This window comes from Novosphingobium sp. BL-S-21, from assembly GCF_055521655.1.
Genome location: NZ_CM145496.1, coordinates 1,523,267 through 1,543,556, shown reverse-complemented (window position 1 = coordinate 1,543,556; position 20,290 = coordinate 1,523,267). Strand labels below are relative to the sequence as shown.

Here is a 20,290-nt window from a genome sequence, read left to right as displayed (position 1 = left end):
GACGAGAGATATGAGCGAGACCGACAACAAACCGACCCTGGGCCGCAAGCCATTGGGGCTTAAGCGTTCCGTGGAAGCGGGTGAGGTCAAGCAGACCTTCAGCCACGGCCGCACCAACAAGGTGGTGGTCGAGGTGAAGCGCCGCAAGGTGCTCGGCAAGCCGGGCTCCGAAGGCGCTGTCGAGGCCGCTCCCGCGCCCCAGGCTCCCGCCCCGGCTCCGCAGGCCGCTGCCCCGGCCCCGTCGGCTCCACAGCCCGCACCGCAGCGGGCTGCGCCGCCGCCGGCCGCGCCCCGCAAGCCGATTCCGTCGAACGAGACGCCGCAGGAGCGCGTCGCCCGTCTTCAGCGTGAGGCCGAGGAAGCCCGACTCGCCTCGCTTGAGGAATCGAACCGCCGCGAGCACGAGGAAAAGGTGCGCGCGATGGAAGAAGAAAAGCGCCGCGCCGAAGAAAACCGCGCCCAGGAGAGCAAGCGCGCCGAAGAGGAAGCTGCCAAGGCTCGCGAAGCCGAGGCTGTCCAGAACGCTCCGGCCCAGAACGCTCCGGCCCAGGATACTGCGGCTCCCGTGCAGGAAGCGCCTGCCGAGACGCCCGTCGCTGCCGAACCGGCTGCGCCTGCCGCCGAAGCGTCGGCTCCGGAAGCCGCCGCGCCTGCCGCCAAGGCGCCTGAAGCTGCTGCGAAGCCGGTTGCTGCCGCGCCCGTGGCCGCTCCGGCTCCCGCGCCGCGCCGCTTCACCCCGGTTGCACGTCCTCAGCCCCGCAAGCCCGAGGCTCCGGCCGCCGCCGCCGGCAACGCTGCCGCAGGCAACGCCGCCTCTGGCAATGCCGGCAATGCAGCTGCCGCAACCACCGGCAATGCCGGCCCCGCCAGCAGCGGCACTGCCGCCGCACCCAAGGGTCCGGCTGCAGCCAAGAAGGGCGCTCCGCCGCCGCCGCCGCGCAGCACGCCGGATCGCGACCGCAAGGGCGGCGACCGCCGCCAGTCGGGCAAGCTCACGGTCAACCGTGCGCTCAACGACGACGAGGGCGCCCGCGCCCGTTCGCTCGCCGCGCTCAAGCGCGCCCGCGAGAAGGAACGTCGTGCCCACTTCGGCGGCCAGTCGCAGCAGCGCGAGAAGCAGGTCCGCGACGTGATCGTCCCCGAGGCGATCACCGTTCAGGAACTCGCCAACCGCATGGCCGAAAAGGGCGCCGACCTGGTGAAGGCGATGTTCAAGATGGGCATGATGGTCACCGTCAACCAGACGATCGACCAGGATACCGCTGAACTGCTCGTCACCGAATTCGGCCACAACATCCAGCGCGTGTCCGAAAGCGATGTCGACATCGACACCTCCATCGACGTCGATGCCGAAGAGACGCTGAAGCCGCGTCCCCCAGTCGTCGCCATCATGGGCCACGTCGACCACGGCAAGACCTCGCTGCTCGACGCGCTTCGCGGCACCGACGTGGTGCGCGGCGAAGCCGGCGGCATCACGCAGCACATGGGCGCGTACCAGATCAAGACCAAGGGCGGTGACCTCGTCACCTTCCTCGACACGCCTGGTCACGCGGCCTTCACCCAGATGCGTATGCGCGGTGCGAACGTCACCGACATCGTGATCCTGGTGGTCGCTGCCGACGACGGCATCATGCCGCAGACGATCGAGGCCATCAATCACACGAAGGCCGCGGGCGTGCCGATGATCGTGGCCATCAACAAGATGGACAAGCACGAGGCCAATCCGCAGAAGGTGCGCGAGCGCCTGCTGGAGCACGAAGTCATCGTCGAGGCCATGTCGGGCGATGTCCAGGACGTGGAAGTCTCGGCCAAGACCGGCGCGGGTCTCGACGATCTGATCGAGAAGATCCTGCTCCAGGCCGAACTGATGGAACTGAAGGCCAACCCCGACCGCGAGGCCGAGGCGACCGTGATCGAAGCCAAGCTCGACAAGGGCAAGGGTCCGCTCGCGACCGTGCTGGTCAACCGCGGCACCCTGAAGGTCGGCGACATCTTCGTCGTCGGCACCGAGAGCGGCCGCGTGCGCGCCATGCTCGACGACAAGGGACGCCAGGTGAAGGTCGCTCCGCCCTCGATGCCGGTGGAAGTCCTCGGTATCGGCGGCGTGCCGATGGCCGGTGACCTGCTCAGCGTCGTGGACAGCGAACAGCGTGCCCGCGAGGTTTCGGCCTACCGTCAGGAACAGGCGACTGCCAAGCGCACCGCCATGGCGCCGGCCAGCATCGACACGATGTTCTCGGCGCTTGCCGCCAAGCAGAACGTCATCGAGTACCCGGTCGTGGTCAAGGCGGACGTGCAGGGTTCGGTCGAAGCGATCAACGCCGCGCTCCATGCCCTCTCGAACGACGAGATCAAGGTGCGCATCCTGCACTCGGGCGTCGGTGCCATCACCGAGACCGACGTGGCCCTGGCTTCGGCCTCGGGCGCGCCGATCGTGGGCTTCAACGTCCGCCCGAACGCCAAGGCGCGCGAGCAGATAGAGAAGACCAAGACCCCGATGATGTACTACGACGTCATCTACGAGCTGACCGCCGAGGTCGCGAAGCAGATGGCCGGCATCTGGGGTCCGGAGCGCATCGAAACCGTGGTCGGCCGCGCCGAAGTCAAGCAGGTCTTCCCGGCCGGCAAGCGCGACAAGGCCGCCGGTCTGCTGGTCGTCGAAGGCTTCATTCGCAAGGGTCTCAGCGCGCGTCTTACCCGCAACGACGTCATCGTTTCGGCAACGACGATCTCCTCGCTGCGCCGCTTCAAGGACGACGTGGACGAAGTCCGCGCCGGTCTGGAGTGCGGTGTGGTCCTGGCCGACACCAACGACATCAAGGCGGGCGACCACCTCGAAGTCTTCGAAGTCAGCCACCGCGAACGTACCGTCGGCTGATATCCGCCGGTTTCGGTTGAAAGACCATGAAACGGCCATCGTCGGGGAAACCCGGCGGTGGCCGTTGCCGTTTGGGCCGCCTGGCCGGACGACGGCGCCCTGCGGCGACAGATGGCGGCTCGCGGGATGACTTGCAGCCTCTCCGCGGCTCGTGCAGGTGAGGAAGCGCCGGGCAGACATGCCCCGCAGCCATTCAGCTTATGGAATCGATGACCCTGCCATGACCCGCTATTGCGCCTTTTTCGAGTCCCTGATCGTGGGCGGCGATCGTCTGTCGATGGCGGACTTGCGCTACGCCTTCGCGCGCGAGGAACTGGAGAATGCCGAAACGGTGATCTCCAGCGGCAATGTCCTGTTCGATTACGAGGACCGTCCGACCGAGGGCCTGGAAGACCTCCTGGCCTACCTGATGCGCGATCGCTTCGACATGGGCGCCTTCGTGGCGGTGCGCAGTCGCGCGGAGATCCGCGCGGCCGTGGAGGAAAACCCGTTCGTGGGCAGCGAGGACACTTTCGTCCATAGCGTGCTGCTGGAGCGGCAACCCACCAAGCAGCAGTTCGGCCGCCTCGTGGGCGACCACGGCAGCATCGGCGCCGAGCGACTGGCGCTCGGCGATCGCTGCCTTTTCGTGGATTTCGGCGGGCCGATGAGCGAAAGTCCGCTGACGATGGCCTTCATCGAAAAGCGCCTCGGCAGCCGGGGTGCGGCGCGCAATGTGCGAACGCTGGCGCGGATCGTCGCGAAGATGTGATGCGCAAAGGGCGCCGCGCTCCGCCAAGCGCGACGCCCCATTGGCCGGTTTCGTCTATCCGGGAGGGATCAGCGGAACATGCCGCTCGTCACGGCGGCAACGATGCCGCTGGTGATGCCGACGAGCAGCAGGTCATTGCCCGAACGCACGTAGTGATAGCCGCGCGGCGGGGCCTTCACATTGCGGTACTTGCGGTAGTCCACGGCCTGGTAGTGCGTGGCGCGGCTCTGGTCGAACTTCTCGCCCTTGCGGAACTGGTGCGGGCCCGTGTCGGCATGGCCGTTACCCGAATGAGAAGTGTCCGCATGCGAAGAGGTGTGGCGGTCCGGCGCGGCCATGGCCGGTGCGGCGACGGTGGGGGCGACGAGCGCCGCAGCAAGCAGGGTGGCGGTGAACTTGTGCATTTCCGGTTCCTCGAAATGGTGGTTTCACAGGGCTAAACCACACAAATGAGCCTTGGAGCCGTAATCAATTGTTGCAAATTGTCGTCGTCCGCCCACATGGAACAAAGCCATGGTACGCCAGCAAGTCACATCCGAACAGCACTCCGTCCGCCTCCTGAAGGTGGGTGAGCAGGTGCGCCACGTCCTTTCCGAGATCCTCACGCGCCAGCAGGTTCACGACGATACGCTGAGCACGCATTCGGTCTCCGTCACCGAAGTGCGCATGACGCCGGACCTGCGCATCGCCACCGTCTTCGTGAAGCCCCTGCTTGGCGAACATGAGGAAATCGTGCTGAAGGCGCTGCAGACGCATACCGCGTTCTTCCAGCGCGAAGTGGCACAGCGGCTGAAGCTGAAGTTCGCTGCCAAGATCCGTTTCCGCACCGATGATACTTTCGAAGAGGCGAGCCGGATCGACGCGCTGCTCAACGATCCGCGGGTCAAGCGCGACCTCGAGGACTGATCCGCCCGGTCAGCCGGGTTCGAACGTCAGCGAAACCCGGTCCCACCGGCGCCGCGCCAGATCGGGCGGGCTGATCCAGAACTGGTAGAGCCCCGAGACTCTCCCCGTATCGCCCCCCGACTCTCTCCCCGATTCTCGCCAATGCCATCCCATCATGTCGTCGCTGGCGAGCTGCAGCAGCAGGATCTCGCCCCGATGGTCGTCGCGCGCCGCACGGTGGCAGCCGCCGGGGCCGAACACTTCGTGCTGATGGGCATTGGCGAGCCGGTAGCCGGCATTGATCCGCGCGAGTTCCGCATCGGACATTTGCGCCAGAGCCTCCGGCGGCCCTGAAACCATCGCCCGCAGCGAGAATGCGGAGAGTTCCGCCATCGTCGCCGGCGCGCGGTTCCGCACCAGGTCGGCGCAATCGCGGGCCACATGAGCCAGGACGTCCTGAAGCACGGCGAATTCGTCGTGGGTCAGCGGCGTCCAGGGATCCCGCTCGCTGGTGAAGCCGTCCATGGCCTGCGTGACTTGCGCAAGCGCGGCCTGCTGCTCGCATGTGGCGTGGAGTTTCGCGTCCTCCCGGTCGAAGGCGCGCTGGGCGGCTTCCAGGCGCAGCGACGTCGTGCCCGGATCGGCGCCCAGCAGTTCGACATCCTCGCGCGCGTCGGCGGTCCTGTCGGTACGTCTGTCCACCAGACGCGAGGCTTCGTCCAGGGCGGCATGGAAACGCGCGGCCAGGTGGATCGCGCCATGCCACCAGACCCGCTCCACCGGCTCGCGCACGGTCAGCGGCCCGTCGCGCAAGGGATAGCGCATGGCGAGCCACTCGGTCATCGCCTGTTCGACGGCTTGCTCGTTGCCCAGTTCGTGCCGGTCGCGCTGCTCTTCGGGCAGCGGGACGGCAAGGGCTTCCACCGGCCAGAAGGGATAGAACGCGTCATCCGGGGCCCGGTCCGCCGCGGCCAGCGACAGGCCGCCCTCGCTGCCTGCGGGAGGATCGGTGAACTCGTGCGCTCCGGCCGGGACCGGCACGACGGCGCCGGTCCCAACGAAGAAAGCCAGGGAGCCGGACTTCGGCAGCGGCGTCTCCGGGCAGGCGGCGGAGATTTCGGCCAGGTCGATCTGCGCGGCGAAAGGCAGCGCCGCACCGCCGCTGCCGCGCGGCCAGGGAATGCCGGCCAGCTTCGGCAAACCGCCGAGCCAGCTGGCATCGCCGAACCAGTCCCGCGATCGCGACCGGGCCTTGCGGATCAGCACGACCGGGCGGGGTAGGGGCGCTTCGGGGTCGAACATGTCGGGTTCGCCCGTCGGCTGTTCGACGCTCAACGGGTCCGCGGTCAACGGCTCGGGCCGCCAGACCGGGCCGGGGAGCGCCTTGAGCGCCGGCGTTCGGGGCCAGAGCAGCAGTATCGGCGCGCAGAGCAGGGCGCCCAGCACCAGCGGGGCAGCGATGGCGCCGCCGCGTCCCAGAGCGGCGACCAGCGCTGCGGCGGCGCTATCGAACAGGGCGGCGGTCTGTCGGGAGGAGGCGGCGACGTGCGGGGCGAAGGGGGCATCGACGACATATCCGGCCGCCGCTCCGGCCAGCGCGATGATCACGACCAAGGCGATCCATCTCTTCATGCCCAACTCCCTGCCTAGAACTTCGGGCCTCTCGAACTTCGGGGCCTTCTAACTTCGGGGCCTGTCTAACTTCGGGGCTGTCTAACTCCAGCTCAGCCTGTTTCCGGCCCTGCCGAGACTCCAGATGCCCGGACGCCGTTTTCGGCTGACGGGATTAGATAACGGCAGGGGCTTTCATTCAAGCGGGGACAATCGCGAGGGACGCCGTGCGGGCGGCCGAGGGGCATGTTATCCCCAACTCCGATGGCTAAACTCTATTTCTACTATGCCAGCATGAATGCCGGCAAATCGGCGACTTTGCTTCAGGCCAACTTCAACTATCACGAGCGCGGCATGCGCACGATGTTGTGGACTGCGGCGATAGACGACCGCAGCGAGTCCCGCGGCGGTGACCATGCGATCGAAAGCCGCATCGGCCTGCACGCATCGGCGCACCGTTTCCTGCCCGATACCGACCTCGTCTCGCAAGTGAGAGCGGCCCATTCGGTGGAGCCGCTGTCCTGCGTTCTGGTGGACGAAGCGCAGTTCCTCACCCCGGCGCAGGCCTGGCAATGCGCCCATGTTGCCGACCGGGAAAACATCCCCGTGCTCTGCTACGGCTTGCGCACCGATTTTCGCGGGGAGCTGTTCCCCGGGTCCGCTGTCCTGCTGGGCATTGCCGATGCCCTGATCGAGCTGAAGGCGGTGTGCCACTGCGGCCGCAAGGCGACGATGAACTTGCGCGTCGATGCTGCCGGAGCGGCGGTGCATGAAGGGGCGCAGACGGAAATCGGCGGGAACGATCGCTATGTCGCGCTCTGCCGCAAGCATTTCGGCGAAGCCATGGCCCGGTGATGCCGGGGCCCCGAAATGGCTGGGCGAGATGGCCTGCACAATGCCCTTGCGGGATTTTCGTAGCGGCATCCGCCTCGCCCGGGCCTGCTCCATTGCAGGCGGGGGCGCTCGCCCCTAGATCAGCGCCATGAACCAGACCCTGCTGCAGGCCGCGGCGCTCATCATCCCCCTCATCATCGCCATCGTCTTCCACGAGGTGGCGCACGGATGGACTGCTCTCGCGCTCGGCGATCCGACCGCGCAGGAGCAACGGCGGCTGTCGCTCAACCCGCTGCGGCACGTCGACCCCATGGGTACGATCGCGCTGCCGGGGTTCCTGGCGCTGACCGGGCTGCCGATCTTCGGTTGGGCCAAGCCGGTGCCCGTCAACCGCTGGCGGCTCAACGATCCGCGCCGGGGCATGATGGTGGTCGCCGGCGCCGGACCGGGCACCAACCTGGTGCTCGCCGCTGTCGGCGCTTTGCTGCTGGGTCTGCTGGTGCGCTTTGCCGGGAACGCCGAAGGCGCCGGACTGACCTTTGCGGCGATGAACCTCAACAACTTCATCACCATCAACGTCTTCCTGGCCCTGTTCAACTTGCTGCCGATCCCGCCGTTCGACGGATCGCACATCGTCGAGGGCCTGTTGCCGCGCGCCGCAGCGGCGCAATACGAGCGGTTCCGGCCCTACGGTTTCCCGCTGCTGATCGTGCTCCTGCTGGTGGTGCCCTACTTCTTCCCGCAATGGGGCGTGGTGCGGCGCCTGGTCCTGCCGCCGGTGATCTGGGCGACCGATCACTATTACGCACTGGCGCAGTTCGTGGCCGGGGCCTGAGCACCCGGCTGTCCGGGCGTTGACAAACCGGCCTCGCGGGCCTTGGGGGATGCGATGAATTCCACCGTTCCTCCCCGCCCGGCCCCCCATGGCTGGATCGTCCTCGACAAGCCGCTCGGCCTTGGCTCCACCCAGGCCGTCGCCGCCGTGAAGCGCAACTTGCGCGAGGCGGGTTACGGCAAGAAAGTGAAGGTCGGGCATGGCGGCACGCTGGACCCACTGGCCACGGGTGTGCTGCCGATTGCGCTGGGCGAGGCGACCAAGCTGGCCGGACGCATGCTCGATGCCAGCAAGAGCTACCTCTTCACCGTGCGCTTCGGCTCGGAAACGGACACGCTCGACCTCGAAGGCAAAGTGATCGCGACCAGCGACGTGCGCCCGGACCAGGCCGAAGTCGAAGGCGTGCTGGCGCAGTTCACCGGCGCCATCGAGCAGGTGCCGCCGATCTATTCCGCCCTGAAAGTGGACGGCGAGCGCGCCTACGACCTCGCCCGCGCCGGGCAGGAGGTGGAGATGAAGACGCGCGCGGTCACCGTGTTCGAGCTGCGTCTGGACCGATTCGATGTGGAGGAAGGGGCGACCCTGCTCGCCCACGTCTCCAAGGGCACCTACATCCGTTCCCTGGCGCGGGACATCGCCAGGGCCCTTGGAACCTGCGGAACCGTGACCCTTTTGCGCCGCGTGAAGGCCGGCCCGTTCGACCTGTCCCAAGCGATTTCGCTGGACAAATTGAACGAAATCGGCAAGGGCGCGACGCTTGAACAGATACTCTTGCCACTGGAGGTGGGGCTGGACGACATCCCGGCCATCGACCTCGGTTCGGAGCAGGCAAGGGCGGTCCGACAGGGCCGCGTTCTGACCGAACTGCCCTACGATGACGGGCTCTACTGGGCGCGGGAGGGAACCATTCCCGTCGCGCTGGTGGAGCTTTCGAGCGGAGAAGTCCGCGTTGTCAGGGGGTTCAACCTATCGGATGTCGCGGAGTAAAGTACTATGTCGGTTACCGCTGAAAAGAAGCAGGACATCATTTCGGACAACGCACGCGTCGCTGGCGACACGGGCAGCCCGGAAGTTCAGGTCGCGATCCTCACCGAGCGCATCCGCAACCTGACCGAGCACTTCAAGGCTCACCACAAGGACAACCACTCGCGTCGCGGTCTGCTGGCCATGGTCAACAAGCGCCGCTCGCTGCTCGACTACCTTAAGAAGAAGGATGTCGCGCGGTACAACTCGCTGATCCAGAAGCTGGGTCTGCGTAAGTAAGAACTGACGGGAAGCGGCCCCTAGCGGGCCGCTTCTTGCATTAGAGCGTCTTCCAATCGGGTGGGATCACCTGATGACCCGGAAAACGCGGTAAAACAGAACCAAGGGTCCGTCCGCAATTCGGCGGCAGACCCAGGAGCCCCGAAACGGCTCCACACCGGACCGGGACGGCATACCCGGCAGTAAACCCCGCTGTTGCAATAGGGCCGGCGGGCTGAGGAAAACCTCTTATGTTCGACGTCAAAACCGTAAGCATGGAGTGGGGCGGCAAGACGCTCACTCTCGAAACCGGCCGCGTGGCCCGTCAGGCCGACGGCGCCGTCCTTGCCACCTACGGCGAAACGGTCGTGCTCTGCGCGGTGACCGCCGCCAAGTCGGTGAAGGAAGGCCAGGACTTCTTCCCGCTGACCGTACACTACCAGGAAAAGTTTTCGTCCGCAGGACGCATCCCCGGTGGCTTCTTCAAGCGTGAACGCGGCGCCACCGAAAAGGAAACGCTGACCAGCCGCCTGATCGATCGCCCGGTCCGCCCGCTGTTCCCCGAAGGTTTCTACAACGAAATCAACGTCATCTGCCAGGTCCTGAGCTATGACGGCGAAACCGAGGCCGATGTCGTTGCGATGATCGCCGCTTCGGCCGCGCTCACCATCTCGGGCGTGCCCTTCATGGGCCCGATCGGCGCCTGCCGCGTCGGCTTCGTCGACGGCGAATACACGCTGAACCCGAAGCAGAACGCTGCTCTCGAAGACGGCCGCCTCGATCTCGTCGTCGCCGCCACCGGCAACGCCGTGATGATGGTGGAATCGGAAGCCAAGGAACTGACCGAGGAAGAGATGCTCGGCGCCGTCATGTTCGCGCATGACGAATGCCGCAAGGTCGTCAACCTCGTGATCGACCTGGCCGAGCAGGCCGCCAAGGAACCTTGGGAAATCGACCTGTCGGACAACACGGCCGACATCAAGGCGAAACTCAAGAAGGCCGTCGGCAAGGACGTTACCGCTGCCTACAAGCTGACCGACAAGTCGGCCCGCTCGAACGCGCTGAACGCAGCCCGCGCCAAGGCCAAGGAAGCCTTCTCCGGCGAAACCCCGCAGCTTCAGATGGTCGCCATCAAGACCATGAAGAAGCTGGAAGCGGAAATCGTGCGCGGCGCCATCCTCAAGGACGGCAAGCGTATCGACGGCCGCAAGCTCGACCAGGTCCGCCCGATCGAATCGATGGTCGGCTTCCTGCCGCGCACGCACGGTTCGGCGCTGTTCACCCGCGGTGAAACGCAGGCGATCTGCACCACCACGCTGGGCACCAAGGACGCCGAACAGATGATCGACGGCCTCGAAGGCCTGTCGTACTCGTCGTTCATGCTGCACTACAACTTCCCGCCCTACTCGGTCGGCGAAGTGGGCCGCTTCGGCGCTCCGGGCCGCCGCGAAATCGGCCACGGCAAGCTGGCATGGCGCGCGCTGCACCCCGTGCTGCCCGCCAAGGAAGACTTCCCCTACACCATCCGCATCCTGTCGGACATCACCGAGTCGAACGGCTCGTCCTCGATGGCGACGATCTGCGGTGGCTGCCTTTCCATGATGGACGCGGGCGTTCCCGTGATCCGTCCGGTTTCGGGCATCGCCATGGGCCTGATCCTGGAAGGCGAAGACTTCGCCGTTCTCTCGGACATCCTGGGCGACGAGGATCACCTCGGCGACATGGACTTCAAGGTGGCTGGCACCGAACTCGGCATCACCACGATGCAGATGGACATCAAGATCGCCGGCATCACCAAGGAAATCATGGGCAAGGCGCTCGAGCAGGCCAAGGCCGGCCGCGCGCACATCCTGGGTGAAATGACCAAGGCCCTCGGTTCGGCTCGCACCGAACTCTCGGCCCACGCTCCGCGCATCGAGACGATCCAGATCGACAAGTCGAAGATCCGTGACGTCATCGGCACCGGCGGCAAGGTCATCCGCGAGATCGTCGCCGAAACCGGCGCCAAGGTCGACATCGACGATGAAGGCGTGATCAAGATCTCGTCGTCCGACATCGCCCAGATCGAGGCCGCCAAGAAGTGGATCCTCGGCATCGTCGAGGAAGCGGAAGTCGGCAAGATCTACGACGGCAAGGTCGTCAACATCGTCGACTTCGGCGCTTTCGTGAACTTCATGGGCGGCAAGGACGGTCTCGTCCACGTCTCCGAAATGAAGAACGAGCGTGTCGAAAAGCCGACCGACGTCGTCAAGGAAGGCCAGCTGGTCAAGGTCAAGGTCCTCGAGATCGACCCGCGCGGCAAGGTTCGCCTGTCGATGCGCGTCGTCGACCAGGAAACCGGCGCCGAGCTGGAAGACACCCGTCCGGCCCGCGAACCGCGCGAACCGCGCGGCGATCGTGGTCCCCGTGACGATCGTGGCGGCGACCGTCGCGGCCCGCGCCGTGATGGCGGCCGTGGCGGCAACGATCGTGGTCCGCGCGGCGAAGGCCGTGGCGATCGCGGCCCCCGCGGTCCGCGTGACGGCGGCAACGGTGGCGGCGATCCCGACCACCTGCCGGCCTTCCTCAAGGAAGACTGATCGGCTCGGGTCTTGCAACCTGAACGAAAAGAAGAAGGGGCCGCAGCGATGCGGCCCCTTTTTTCGTGCGGTCTATGATCCGGTGCGGGGGTGAGGTGGCGGGCTGCCATCGATCGGCATGGCGTCTTCCTCGTTCTTGTAGGGCCTCGTTCGCGCCAGGCGTCGCCATGTGGAGGCGCGACGAAACCATCCCGCGCGGTCAGACACGACACTGGATGGCAATGACCGGAAGCTGGAAGGCTGTCCCGCTCGTCCTAGCGCCCGGCAGCGGTGAGCAGCGGCATGGCCTTGTCGTCGCTGCGGGCACGGCGCGGGGCGGTGACCACGCGGTTCTTGCCAGATTGCTTTGCGGCATAGAGCGCGCTGTCCGCCATCGCCACCACGTCGCCTGCGCCGGTCGCGGTCTCGGGCACCGTGGCGATGCCGAAGGAGGCGCTGACCGGGGTGCCGTGCGCGGCCGAGAGCGCTTCCACCCGCTGGCGCAGCAGTTCGGCCTTGGCCGCGGCATGGTCGAGGCTGCACTTGGGCATGATGACCAGAAGCTCCTCGCCGCCATAGCGCGCGATCACGTCGGAGGGGCGCAGGGTTTCCACCAGCTGGCCCGCCACATCGCACAGCACGGCATCGCCCTTGGCGTGGCCGTGATCGTCGTTGAGGCGCTTGAAGTTGTCCAGGTCGATCATCAGCACCGAGATCGGCGTGCCGGTGCGCTGGGCCAGATTGATGTAACGCTCCAGCGCGTCTTCCATGTAGCGCCGGTTGTAGAGCCCGGTCAGCGGATCACGCAGGGACTGGGTGCGCAGCTTCTCGCGCAGGGCGATGTTGGACAGGGCCAGCGACATCGAATCCGCCAGGGCGCGGACCACCCGCGTCACGTCCAGCAGCCTTGCCGAGGCATCTTCCGCTTCGCTGGCGATGACGAGCAAGCCGAACACCTGCCCGCGCGCCATCATCGGGACTTCGATGGTGGAAGCGCCGCCGATCGCGTGCTGGCAGCACAGCGATCCTCCCAGCCTGTCGTTGACATGGGGCTTGCCGCGCTTGAGCGCCCAGCAGCTCCCCGGGAACAGCGTGGCGGGCGGCGCGAAGCCATCCTTCCGGCTCCACGACCGCGCGAGGTCGAGCCGGTCGCGCGAATTGTTAAAGACATAGAGTGCGCCGTCGAATTCCGGCAGCAGCCGTTCCGCGCTGGCCATCAGCACGGCACCGGCATCCTCGTGGTCGTCTGCGGCCTGGAGCATGTCCGCCATCGCGAAGAGTTCTTCGACTTGCGCGCGGGCGGCGCCCGTCTGGGCGACCAGTGTGAGATGCCCGTCGAGTTCGGCCACCGCGCGGCGTCCGTAGCGGATGCCGACGCCCAGCGTGAACAGCGCCGTTGCCGCTGCCATCCCCGCCAGGATGCGGGCGGTCGTGCCCTCTGCCAGAACGCTGGACACCGCGCAGACGGCGCAGCAGGCCTGAACGGCATGGACCGACAGGCGCCGTGCTGCTGTCATCGCCTTGTTCGGCGAAAGTATACTATCGCGCTTCTGCATCCGCACCCTGCTTCGTCGAAACACGCAAGCTAACGCGTGACGACTAAGGAAGCGTAACAAACACCATTAAGATGGCGTTATTGCCCATTAACTTGAAGTAATTACGTGGAAAAACCGGCAATGCGATCCGGTGCGCCCCGGCAGCGTTCCCGCAACATGCGCAAGGACGCCCGCCTTGCCGCAGCAAGTGGTGAAAAGTGCGGGATCTGGGAGGATGCTGCGCCTGGATAACCAGGGAGCAAGATGGAGGCCCGAGCCGGAATCGAACCGGCGTGCAAGGATTTGCAGTCCTCTGCGTCACCACTCCGCCATCGGGCCATCCGTGTGGAGAACCGCGCCCCTAACAACGGATCGGGACTAGCGCAACGCCCATTTTCCGATCCGGCGAATTTAATCGACAAGTTCGAAGGACAAGGCGCCCTCGGCCGGGTCGGCGCGGACGAGACGCAGGGTGACCGGGCTTCCGGGAAGCACAGCGGTGACGGGGGCAGGGGGGATGGAGATCGAGGCGATCACCGGCAGTTCGCAAAGCTGCACTTGCGCCTTCTTGTCCCGCACATCGGTGATCACGGCCGGGAAAGCGGTGCCTTCCTGGCCGTGAAGCATGGTCGCTTCGGCCAGATCGATCACCGAGCGGTCGACCTGGGCATCGCGGGAAGCGGCCCGGGCCATGACGCGGGGGATCTCCGGGAAGGCGGAAAGCACTGCTTCGGGCACGGCCTCGCCCTGTGCAAGGGCCAGCACGGTGCGCAGGACGTAGCGGTCGGCCAGGCGGCGCAGCGGGGCCGTGGCATGGGCGTAGGGCGCGGCCACGGCGGCGTGCCATGGCAGTTCCGCCTGATCGGCCCTGGATGGGTCGTAAGGGCGATAGCTCGCGCCGGAGCCCGAGCGGCGGATCGCCAGCATGAATGCCGCTTCGGCGGGCCTGCGCGGATCGAGCCGCCGCTGGAACTGCGCGAGCGGCATGGTGGCCGGCCATTCCAGCCGCAGGGCCAGGGCCGTCGCCCGCAGGCGTTCCTCGGCCCTGGCATCGGGCATGGCCATGACGCGGAACAGCCCGGTCTGCGCGTTGAGCATGGTTTGCGCCACCGCGAGATTGGCGGCGAGCGACAGGGCGGCATTACAGCGTTCGGAGGGGAGCTGCGGACGGAAGCCGAGCGAGAAACGACCTGCCGCGTCCCGTTCCACGACCTGCTCGGGCGGATCGACGCGCTGGGCGCCGCGGCGGTCCTCGGCCCGCTCGATCCGGCGGGCGATCTCCAGGAAGCCGTCCGGAAGATCCTCGTCCCTGACCGTCTCGTAGGCGAGCTTGGCCTGGCTGCGGATCACGGCGCGCTCCACGCCGTCGAGGCGCGAGAGGCCCGCCGGGTCGATGCGAACACTGAGAACGACCGCGGGGCGATCGACGTTCGGCAGCAGGCTGGCGCCGCCTTCCGACAGGACGGGCGGATAGAGGCTGGCCTTGCCGTCTGGCAGATAGGTCGTCGTCCCCCGGCGCCAGGCTTCCTTGTCCAGCGGATCGTCGTCGGCGACGAACCAGGCGACATCGGCAATGGCATAGTGCAGCAGCCAGTCCGCTCCGCTCGCCTCGATGGCGAACGCCTGGTCGAGATCGGTCGAGCTTGCCGGGTCGAGCGTCACGAAGGGCAAGGCAGTGCGGTCGGCATGGCGATCCGGCGGGCGCCTGACGGCCTTCTCGGCGGCATCGAGCACTTCGGGCGGAAAGGCTTCGGGGATGGCGAAGCGGGTGCGCAGACGGGCGAGGCCCTGGTCCAGCAGGCGATCGGGATCGACAAGCGTCTTCATCGGGCGGATTGGAGGGCAGGTTGCCGCGAATTGCAAGCGGCGCGGCCCTCCGCCATCATACCCGCGAAACGACCGCTTGCCCGAGGGTAGCGGAACGCGTCCAGGCGAGGATCGTTAGTCATTCCCGATTGTTCGAAAAGGTCACAGCATGATTCTCGGAGCCGTTCTTGCCGGTGGACTGTCCAGCCGGTTCGGAAGCGACAAGGCCCTGGCCGAATTCGGCGGGCATACGCTGATTTCGCTGGCAGTGGACGCGCTCTCGGGCTGGTGCGAGAAAGTCGTGGTGGTCGGGCGGGAAACCGCGCCGGCGCCCACCCTTCCCGACTGGCCGCGGCCGGGCATGGGGCCGCTGGGCGGATTGGCGGCTGCTCTGCATGCCGCCCTCGACGAAGGCTATGACACGGTGCTGACTTGCGGCGTCGATGCGGTGCTGCTGCCGGATGACCTGCCGGGCCTGCTGGGACCGGCCCCGGCCTGTCTGGCGCAGCAGCCGGTGATCGGTATCTGGCCCAGTTCGGCCGCGACGGCGCTGGAGGCGCTCCTCCACAGCGATGAGAGCCATTCGGTGCGCCGCTTCGCCGAAAGCCTGGGCGCGCGTCTGGTGGAGATCCCGGCGCTGGTCGCCAATGTGAACACCCCCGGCGATCTGTCCGCGCTCGCGGGCAGGCGCCCGGTCCGCGACTAGCGGAACCGGGGCCGGTTCGGGGAGGGGCTAGTGCGCCAGAGAGGCGTTACGGCCATCCCCCGAGCGAGGGGGCGAGGAGTCGGCGGTAAGCAGGGTCCGGTCCGCCAGCGGCACCTCGTCCGGCATGTGGAGGCGATAGCCGCCGGTGGGCGAGGTCTCGATGATCCCGGCAAGCCCCACGAAGGCCAGCTTGCGGCGCAGGCGCGACATATGAACGGCCACGCTGTTGGTTTCGGGCACAAAGCCCATCCGCCAGACATCGTAGATGAGCGCCTGCTTGCTGACGAACTGATCGATGGAATCCGCCAGGCGCCAGATCAGCGCGAATTCGCGCGGATTGAGATTGAGCGGCTTGCCATCGCCGAACGCCTCGCGCGAAAGCAGGTCCAGCGTCAGGCGGCCGACGCGGCGGGTGCGGGGCAGCCAGTCGGTGAACTGCGCGAGGCGACTGGCGCGTGCACCGAGTTCCTCGATCCCGATCCGCTCGGTAACGACGTCTCCGAATCCGATCTGCAGCAGCGACGTGCGATCCTGCGCCTCGCCCACGCCGGCCACCAGGACGCAGCGCCGCGCTTCTGACGGCAGGAAGGACAGGACCTGCATCCACCCCACGCTGTCGAGATCGGCAGCGTCGATCAGGCCGACGCAGTTCGTGGCCGGCACGCCTTCCGGATCGAGGATCCAGCCGCAGCGTTGCAGGTCAAGCCGTTCGGACATCTTCTCGGGTGCCAGCCATCGAAACCGTGGTGCGTGGCACTCGCTCTTTCCCAGATAGGTCATTCCCCCCCCAATCTGTTTCGCCAGTGGTGAAAACATGGCCTATATACTGGGACATCCCCCCTAGGGGACAACACCTAAATTCTTACAGGCGGGCTATGAAATGTCTGTAATAGCCCGCCTGGAAGCCTGAATTTTACCCCGCAGGCGTATTCACGCCCTTGGAAACGAGGAAGCGCTTGATGTTACGGGCGGCCTGACGAAGGCGCTGTTCGTTCTCCACCATGGCGATGCGCACGTAGCCTTCGCCGTCCTCGCCGTAGCCCACGCCCGGTGCCACCGCGACTTCGGCCTCGGTCAGCAGCTGCTTCGAGAATTCCAGGCTGCCCATTTCCTTCAGCGCGGGGGGCAGCGGCGCCCAGGCGAACATCGAGGCCTTGGGGCTGGGGATGTCCCAACCGGCGCGGCCGAAAGCTTCCACCATCACGTCGCGGCGCTTCTGATAGAGCGCGCGGTTCTTCTCGACGATGTCCTGCGGGCCGTTGAGCGCAGCACAGGCCGCGGCCTGGATCGGCGTGAAGGCGCCGTAGTCGAGGTAGGACTTCACGCGCTTCAGCGCCGCGATCAGCTTGGCATTGCCCACCGCGAAGCCGACGCGCCAGCCGGCCATCGAGAACGTCTTCGACATCGAGGTGAATTCCACCGCCACATCCTTGGCGCCCGGCACTTCGAGGATCGAGCGCGTGGGGTTGCCGTCGAAATAGAGTTCCGAATAGGCGAGGTCCGACAGGATCCAGACCTTGTTCTCCTTCGCCCAGGCGACGAGGCGCTCGTAGAAGGCCAGGTCCACCGTCTCGGCCGTGGGGTTCGAGGGGTAGTTGACGATCAGGATCGAGGGGCGCGGCACCGTGAAGGCCATCGCGCGGTCCAGCGATTCCCAATAGCGTTCGTCCGGCGTGGTCGGCACCGAGCGGATCGTCGCGCCGGCGATGATGAAGCCGAAGGTGTGGATCGGGTAGCTGGGGTTGGGCGCCAAGACCACGTCGCCCGGCGCGGTGATCGCGGTGGCGAGGCTGGCAAGCCCTTCCTTCGAACCCATGGTCATCACCACTTCGGTCTCGGGATCGAGATCGACGTTGAAGCGGCGGCCGTAGTAGTTGGCCTGGGCGCGGCGGATGCCGGGAATGCCGGAGGAGGCCGAATAGCCGTGGGCGTCTTCCTTGCGGGCCACTTCGCACAGCTTGTCGATGACGTGTGCGGGCGGCGGCAGGTCGGGATTGCCCATGCCGAGGTCGATGATGTCCCTACCCGCCTGGCGTGCCGCATGACGCATCGCGTTGACTTCGGCGATAACGTAGGGCGGCAGTCGCTTGATGCGGTAGAACTCGTCTTCCATGACCTCTGTGAATCCATAAAACACGCGGCGAAAGTGCCGCGCGGGTTCCTGTAGGGGAATAAAGCCCGAGCGCAAATGGCCGATGCGCAATTGTGAGAGGCGCGCGCGGTGGAATGCGCAACTTTTGTCTGGTTGGCGATTGCCCGGGCAGTCGATAGGAACGAGGCAATAGGAAAAGGGAGCGGGGATTCGTCCGGCTCCCCTACACGCAGCGGAGTTGCACTGCCCATGGCGACCGATGCCACCGAACTGTTCACCGAAATGTTCCGCAACCAGTCCCAGCAGGTCATGGGCCAGACCATGGAGCAGATCACGGGCCTGTTCGGCCAGTTCGTTCCCGGGAAAGGGTCTCCCGAGGCGGAAAGCGCGGTGCAATGGGCGCAGATCGCCAGCCGGATGCACACGATCTGGACCGAGTATCAGGTCGAGCAACTCGGCAAGACTCAGGAGAGCCCGCCGCACTATGCCGATCCGATGAAATGGATCGCCACGGGCGAAGGGGTCATGCGGCAATTGCCTTTCGCCAGTCCCGAAGTGCAGCAGCGGCTGTGGAACGGGATTTCCGCCCTGATCAACACGGTGCTGGGGCAGTATGGCCTGGGCCCCCAGGCCGGCCTGCAGGCCGCTGCGGGCGATACTTCCGAGGCCGGACCGCAGCTGCCGCTGCGCGACCGCCGCTTCGCCGATCCCGAGTGGCGCCGCCAGCCGTTCTTCGCGGTGCTGCATCAGGTCTATCTGCTGCTCTCGGCCGAGATCATGGGCCTGGCCGAAGCGACCGAGGGGCTGGAACCCGCGAAGAAAGCGCAGCTTCTTTTCGCCACGCGCGCCATCGTCGATGCGCTGAGTCCGGCGAATTTCCCGCTCACCAACCCGGTGGCGCTGGAAGCGGCGAACCGCACCCGCGGCGAAAGCCTGGTCCGCGGCTTCGAGAACCTGCTCGACGACATGCGCAAGGGCCAGCTCACGCACACCCGCCCCGGCGCCTTCGTGCTGGGCGAGAACATCGCCGTGACGCCCGGCAAGGTGGTGTTCGAAACGCCGCTCTATCAGCTCATCCAGTACACGCCGACCACCGACAAGGTGCTGGCGACGCCGCTGCTCATCTTCCCGCCCTGGATCAACCGTTTCTACATTCTCGACCTCAACGCCAAGAAGAGCTTCGTGCGCTGGGCCGTGGAGCAGGGGCTGACGGTGTTCATGGTCTCGTGGAAGTCCGCCGATGCCTCCATGGCCGACATCGTGTGGGACGATTACATCGCCGCGCAGATCGAGGCGATCGACGCGGTTCGTGCGCGGCTGAACGTGCCTTCCGTGCATACCATCGGCTACTGCGTCGCCGGAACGACGCTGGCGGCCACGCTCGCCGTGCTCGCGCGCAAGGGCGAGGCGGACAAAGTCGCCAGCTCCACCTTCTTCACGGCCCAGGTCGATTTCGAGGAAGCCGGAGACCTCAAGAACTTCGTAGACGACCAGCAGATCGAGACGCTCGGCAAGCTCTCTCCCGAGGGTTATCTCGACGGGCGCTACCTCGCGGCGACGTTCAACGTGCTGCGCGGCAACGACCTGATCTGGAGCTACGTCGAGAAGAACTACCTCAAGGGCGAGGACTATCCGGCCTTCGACCTGCTCCACTGGAACGGCGACGTCACCAACCTGCCTGCGCACTGGCATCGCGCCTACTTGCGCGATCTCTACCGCGATAACCGGCTGGTCGTGGCGGATTCCATGCACGCTTGCGGCGTGCCGATCGACCTGCACCGGATCGCCACGCCGGTCTACATCCAGGCCGGGCGCGAAGATCACATCGCGCCGCCGCAGAGTGTGTGGAAGCTCACGCATTATCTGGCCGGGCCATGGACGTTCCTGCTGGCCGGTTCCGGGCACATCGCCGGCGTCGTCAACCCGCCCAGCTCGAACAAGTATCAGTACTGGGTCAACGACGCCCGGCTCGACAGTCTCGATGCCTTCGTGGACGGTGCCAAGGAGCATGCGGGAAGCTGGTGGCCGCATTGGGCGGAATGGATCCGCAAGCTCGACGCTGCCGAAGTGGCGGCGCGGGGCAAGCGGCGGCCCGGCGGCCGCGGCGACAAGGTGATCGAGGACGCCCCCGGCCGCTACGTCGCCATGCGTTGAACCCGGCAATACTTGCGCCGAAAATCTGTCTCCGGATCGGTGGTTTCCAAACGGCCGATCCGGACATGACGCAGGCCATGGAGGGCCTGCGTCCGCACCCGGCGCGAGGCGCCGGTGATTTCGCGACTGCCGCAAGAAGGGCAGGCGCCTTCAGGTTTTTCCGTATTTTCCGGAACTTCCGCAAGCGCTAAGGCGTTGGGGGAAAGGGGCGCTACCTCTTTCGGGAAGGATGGCCGTCACGGCGCGCAAGCCTTGGTTTGCGGCAGGAGGAGCGCTTGCTCGCTTATGTTGCAGTGCAGCATAAGCCCGTTGACTTCGCTTCTGCAAACCCATATTGTGCATCGCAGCAAAGACGAATTCCGAATCGCAGACGGGTGGGGATGAACTGAACGCGGAACGACAA

General features: G+C 66.3%; 16 protein-coding genes and 1 tRNA gene. 10 read left to right on the top strand and 7 right to left on the bottom strand.

Features of this window, described 5'->3' with window-relative positions:
- The first annotated feature begins 10 nt into the window (after positions 1 to 10).
- The gene (gene infB / locus ACZ1J6_RS15660) at positions 11 to 2,878 is read left to right on the top strand and encodes a translation initiation factor IF-2 (protein WP_465127471.1); all 2,868 of its coding nucleotides are present in this window, start codon (positions 11 to 13) and stop codon (positions 2,876 to 2,878) included.
- Positions 2,879 to 3,098: 220 nt separating this feature from the next.
- Complete coding sequence (locus tag ACZ1J6_RS15655; protein WP_132265072.1) at positions 3,099 to 3,629, top strand: DUF1697 domain-containing protein; 531 nt, start codon at positions 3,099 to 3,101, stop codon at positions 3,627 to 3,629.
- A gap of 68 nt (positions 3,630 to 3,697) precedes the next feature.
- On the opposite strand, the gene ACZ1J6_RS15650 is transcribed toward ACZ1J6_RS15655, so the two are convergent.
- A complete protein-coding gene (locus ACZ1J6_RS15650; RefSeq protein ID WP_465127470.1) occupies positions 3,698 to 4,033 on the bottom strand; it encodes an RcnB family protein in 336 nt (111 codons plus the stop codon).
- A gap of 109 nt (positions 4,034 to 4,142) precedes the next feature.
- Between ACZ1J6_RS15650 and rbfA the strand changes: the two genes are divergently transcribed.
- Complete coding sequence (gene rbfA / locus ACZ1J6_RS15645; RefSeq protein ID WP_132265076.1) at positions 4,143 to 4,535, top strand: 30S ribosome-binding factor RbfA; 393 nt, start codon at positions 4,143 to 4,145, stop codon at positions 4,533 to 4,535.
- 9 nt (positions 4,536 to 4,544) lie between these two features.
- Here rbfA and ACZ1J6_RS15640 read toward each other — a convergent pair whose 3' ends face one another.
- Positions 4,545 to 6,146: a DUF1963 domain-containing protein gene (locus ACZ1J6_RS15640; RefSeq protein ID WP_465127469.1), complete on the bottom strand. Its 1,602-nt coding sequence runs from the start codon at positions 6,144 to 6,146 to the stop codon at positions 4,545 to 4,547.
- A 243-nt stretch (positions 6,147 to 6,389) separates the two neighbouring features.
- On the opposite strand from ACZ1J6_RS15640, the gene ACZ1J6_RS15635 reads away from it, so the two are divergent.
- The 5 genes from ACZ1J6_RS15635 (at position 6,390) to pnp (ending at position 11,615) form a co-directional block, all read left to right on the top strand.
- Entirely contained in the window at positions 6,390 to 6,980 is a 591-nt protein-coding gene (locus ACZ1J6_RS15635; protein ID WP_132265080.1) for a thymidine kinase, read from the top strand.
- A 127-nt stretch (positions 6,981 to 7,107) separates the two neighbouring features.
- Complete coding sequence (locus ACZ1J6_RS15630) at positions 7,108 to 7,794, top strand: site-2 protease family protein (protein WP_465127468.1); 687 nt, start codon at positions 7,108 to 7,110, stop codon at positions 7,792 to 7,794.
- A gap of 54 nt (positions 7,795 to 7,848) precedes the next feature.
- A complete protein-coding gene (gene truB / locus ACZ1J6_RS15625) occupies positions 7,849 to 8,781 on the top strand; it encodes a tRNA pseudouridine(55) synthase TruB (protein ID WP_465127467.1) in 933 nt (310 codons plus the stop codon).
- 6 nt (positions 8,782 to 8,787) lie between these two features.
- On the top strand, positions 8,788 to 9,057 hold the full coding sequence (gene rpsO / locus ACZ1J6_RS15620; protein WP_132265086.1) for a 30S ribosomal protein S15: 270 nt from the start codon (positions 8,788 to 8,790) through the stop codon (positions 9,055 to 9,057).
- A gap of 230 nt (positions 9,058 to 9,287) precedes the next feature.
- The gene (gene pnp / locus ACZ1J6_RS15615; RefSeq protein ID WP_465127466.1) at positions 9,288 to 11,615 is read left to right on the top strand and encodes a polyribonucleotide nucleotidyltransferase; all 2,328 of its coding nucleotides are present in this window, start codon (positions 9,288 to 9,290) and stop codon (positions 11,613 to 11,615) included.
- A gap of 254 nt (positions 11,616 to 11,869) precedes the next feature.
- On the opposite strand, the gene ACZ1J6_RS15610 is transcribed toward pnp, so the two are convergent.
- From ACZ1J6_RS15610 to ACZ1J6_RS15600, 3 genes are all read right to left on the bottom strand, one after another.
- The gene (locus ACZ1J6_RS15610; RefSeq protein ID WP_431568257.1) at positions 11,870 to 13,111 is read right to left on the bottom strand and encodes a sensor domain-containing diguanylate cyclase; all 1,242 of its coding nucleotides are present in this window, start codon (positions 13,109 to 13,111) and stop codon (positions 11,870 to 11,872) included.
- Positions 13,112 to 13,394: 283 nt separating this feature from the next.
- Positions 13,395 to 13,468, bottom strand: a tRNA-Cys gene (locus ACZ1J6_RS15605).
- Positions 13,469 to 13,540: 72 nt separating this feature from the next.
- Positions 13,541 to 14,956, bottom strand: a complete 1,416-nt coding sequence (locus tag ACZ1J6_RS15600; protein WP_465127465.1) for an RNB domain-containing ribonuclease — start codon at positions 14,954 to 14,956, stop codon at positions 13,541 to 13,543.
- 148 nt (positions 14,957 to 15,104) lie between these two features.
- On the opposite strand from ACZ1J6_RS15600, the gene mobA reads away from it, so the two are divergent.
- Positions 15,105 to 15,641 (top strand): molybdenum cofactor guanylyltransferase, encoded by a 537-nt coding sequence (gene mobA, locus ACZ1J6_RS15595; RefSeq protein ID WP_465127464.1) that lies wholly within the window; start codon positions 15,105 to 15,107, stop codon positions 15,639 to 15,641.
- A gap of 27 nt (positions 15,642 to 15,668) precedes the next feature.
- Here mobA and ACZ1J6_RS15590 read toward each other — a convergent pair whose 3' ends face one another.
- Positions 15,669 to 16,421 carry a winged helix-turn-helix domain-containing protein gene (locus tag ACZ1J6_RS15590; protein ID WP_465127463.1) on the bottom strand — a complete coding sequence of 251 codons (753 nt, stop codon included), beginning with the start codon at positions 16,419 to 16,421 and terminating at the stop codon, positions 15,669 to 15,671.
- A 133-nt stretch (positions 16,422 to 16,554) separates the two neighbouring features.
- Entirely contained in the window at positions 16,555 to 17,754 is a 1,200-nt protein-coding gene (locus tag ACZ1J6_RS15585; protein ID WP_134095232.1) for an LL-diaminopimelate aminotransferase, read from the bottom strand.
- Positions 17,755 to 17,982: 228 nt separating this feature from the next.
- Between ACZ1J6_RS15585 and ACZ1J6_RS15580 the strand changes: the two genes are divergently transcribed.
- Positions 17,983 to 19,887 carry a PHA/PHB synthase family protein gene (locus ACZ1J6_RS15580; RefSeq protein ID WP_465127462.1) on the top strand — a complete coding sequence of 635 codons (1,905 nt, stop codon included), beginning with the start codon at positions 17,983 to 17,985 and terminating at the stop codon, positions 19,885 to 19,887.
- Positions 19,888 to 20,290: the final 403 nt, after the last annotated feature.

Excerpts from the sequence above, each read along its gene's own strand:
- ACZ1J6_RS15635 (WP_132265080.1), top strand. The coding sequence starts at position 6,390 with ATGGCTAAACTCTATTTCTACTATGCCAGCATGAATGCCGGCAAATCG.
- infB (WP_465127471.1), top strand. The coding sequence starts at position 11 with ATGAGCGAGACCGACAACAAACCGACCCTGGGCCGCAAGCCATTGGGG.
- ACZ1J6_RS15630 (WP_465127468.1), top strand. The coding sequence starts at position 7,108 with ATGAACCAGACCCTGCTGCAGGCCGCGGCGCTCATCATCCCCCTCATC.
- ACZ1J6_RS15580 (WP_465127462.1), top strand. The coding sequence starts at position 17,983 with ATGGCGACCGATGCCACCGAACTGTTCACCGAAATGTTCCGCAACCAG.
- ACZ1J6_RS15640 (WP_465127469.1), bottom strand. The coding sequence starts at position 6,146 with ATGAAGAGATGGATCGCCTTGGTCGTGATCATCGCGCTGGCCGGAGCG.
- ACZ1J6_RS15610 (WP_431568257.1), bottom strand. The coding sequence starts at position 13,111 with ATGACAGCAGCACGGCGCCTGTCGGTCCATGCCGTTCAGGCCTGCTGC.
- truB (WP_465127467.1), top strand. The coding sequence starts at position 7,849 with ATGAATTCCACCGTTCCTCCCCGCCCGGCCCCCCATGGCTGGATCGTC.
- ACZ1J6_RS15600 (WP_465127465.1), bottom strand. The coding sequence starts at position 14,956 with ATGAAGACGCTTGTCGATCCCGATCGCCTGCTGGACCAGGGCCTCGCC.
- pnp (WP_465127466.1), top strand. The coding sequence starts at position 9,288 with ATGTTCGACGTCAAAACCGTAAGCATGGAGTGGGGCGGCAAGACGCTC.
- rbfA (WP_132265076.1), top strand. The coding sequence starts at position 4,143 with ATGGTACGCCAGCAAGTCACATCCGAACAGCACTCCGTCCGCCTCCTG.
- rpsO (WP_132265086.1), top strand. The coding sequence starts at position 8,788 with ATGTCGGTTACCGCTGAAAAGAAGCAGGACATCATTTCGGACAACGCA.
- ACZ1J6_RS15655 (WP_132265072.1), top strand. The coding sequence starts at position 3,099 with ATGACCCGCTATTGCGCCTTTTTCGAGTCCCTGATCGTGGGCGGCGAT.
- ACZ1J6_RS15650 (WP_465127470.1), bottom strand. The coding sequence starts at position 4,033 with ATGCACAAGTTCACCGCCACCCTGCTTGCTGCGGCGCTCGTCGCCCCC.
- mobA (WP_465127464.1), top strand. The coding sequence starts at position 15,105 with ATGATTCTCGGAGCCGTTCTTGCCGGTGGACTGTCCAGCCGGTTCGGA.
- ACZ1J6_RS15590 (WP_465127463.1), bottom strand. The coding sequence starts at position 16,421 with ATGACCTATCTGGGAAAGAGCGAGTGCCACGCACCACGGTTTCGATGG.
- ACZ1J6_RS15585 (WP_134095232.1), bottom strand. The coding sequence starts at position 17,754 with ATGGAAGACGAGTTCTACCGCATCAAGCGACTGCCGCCCTACGTTATC.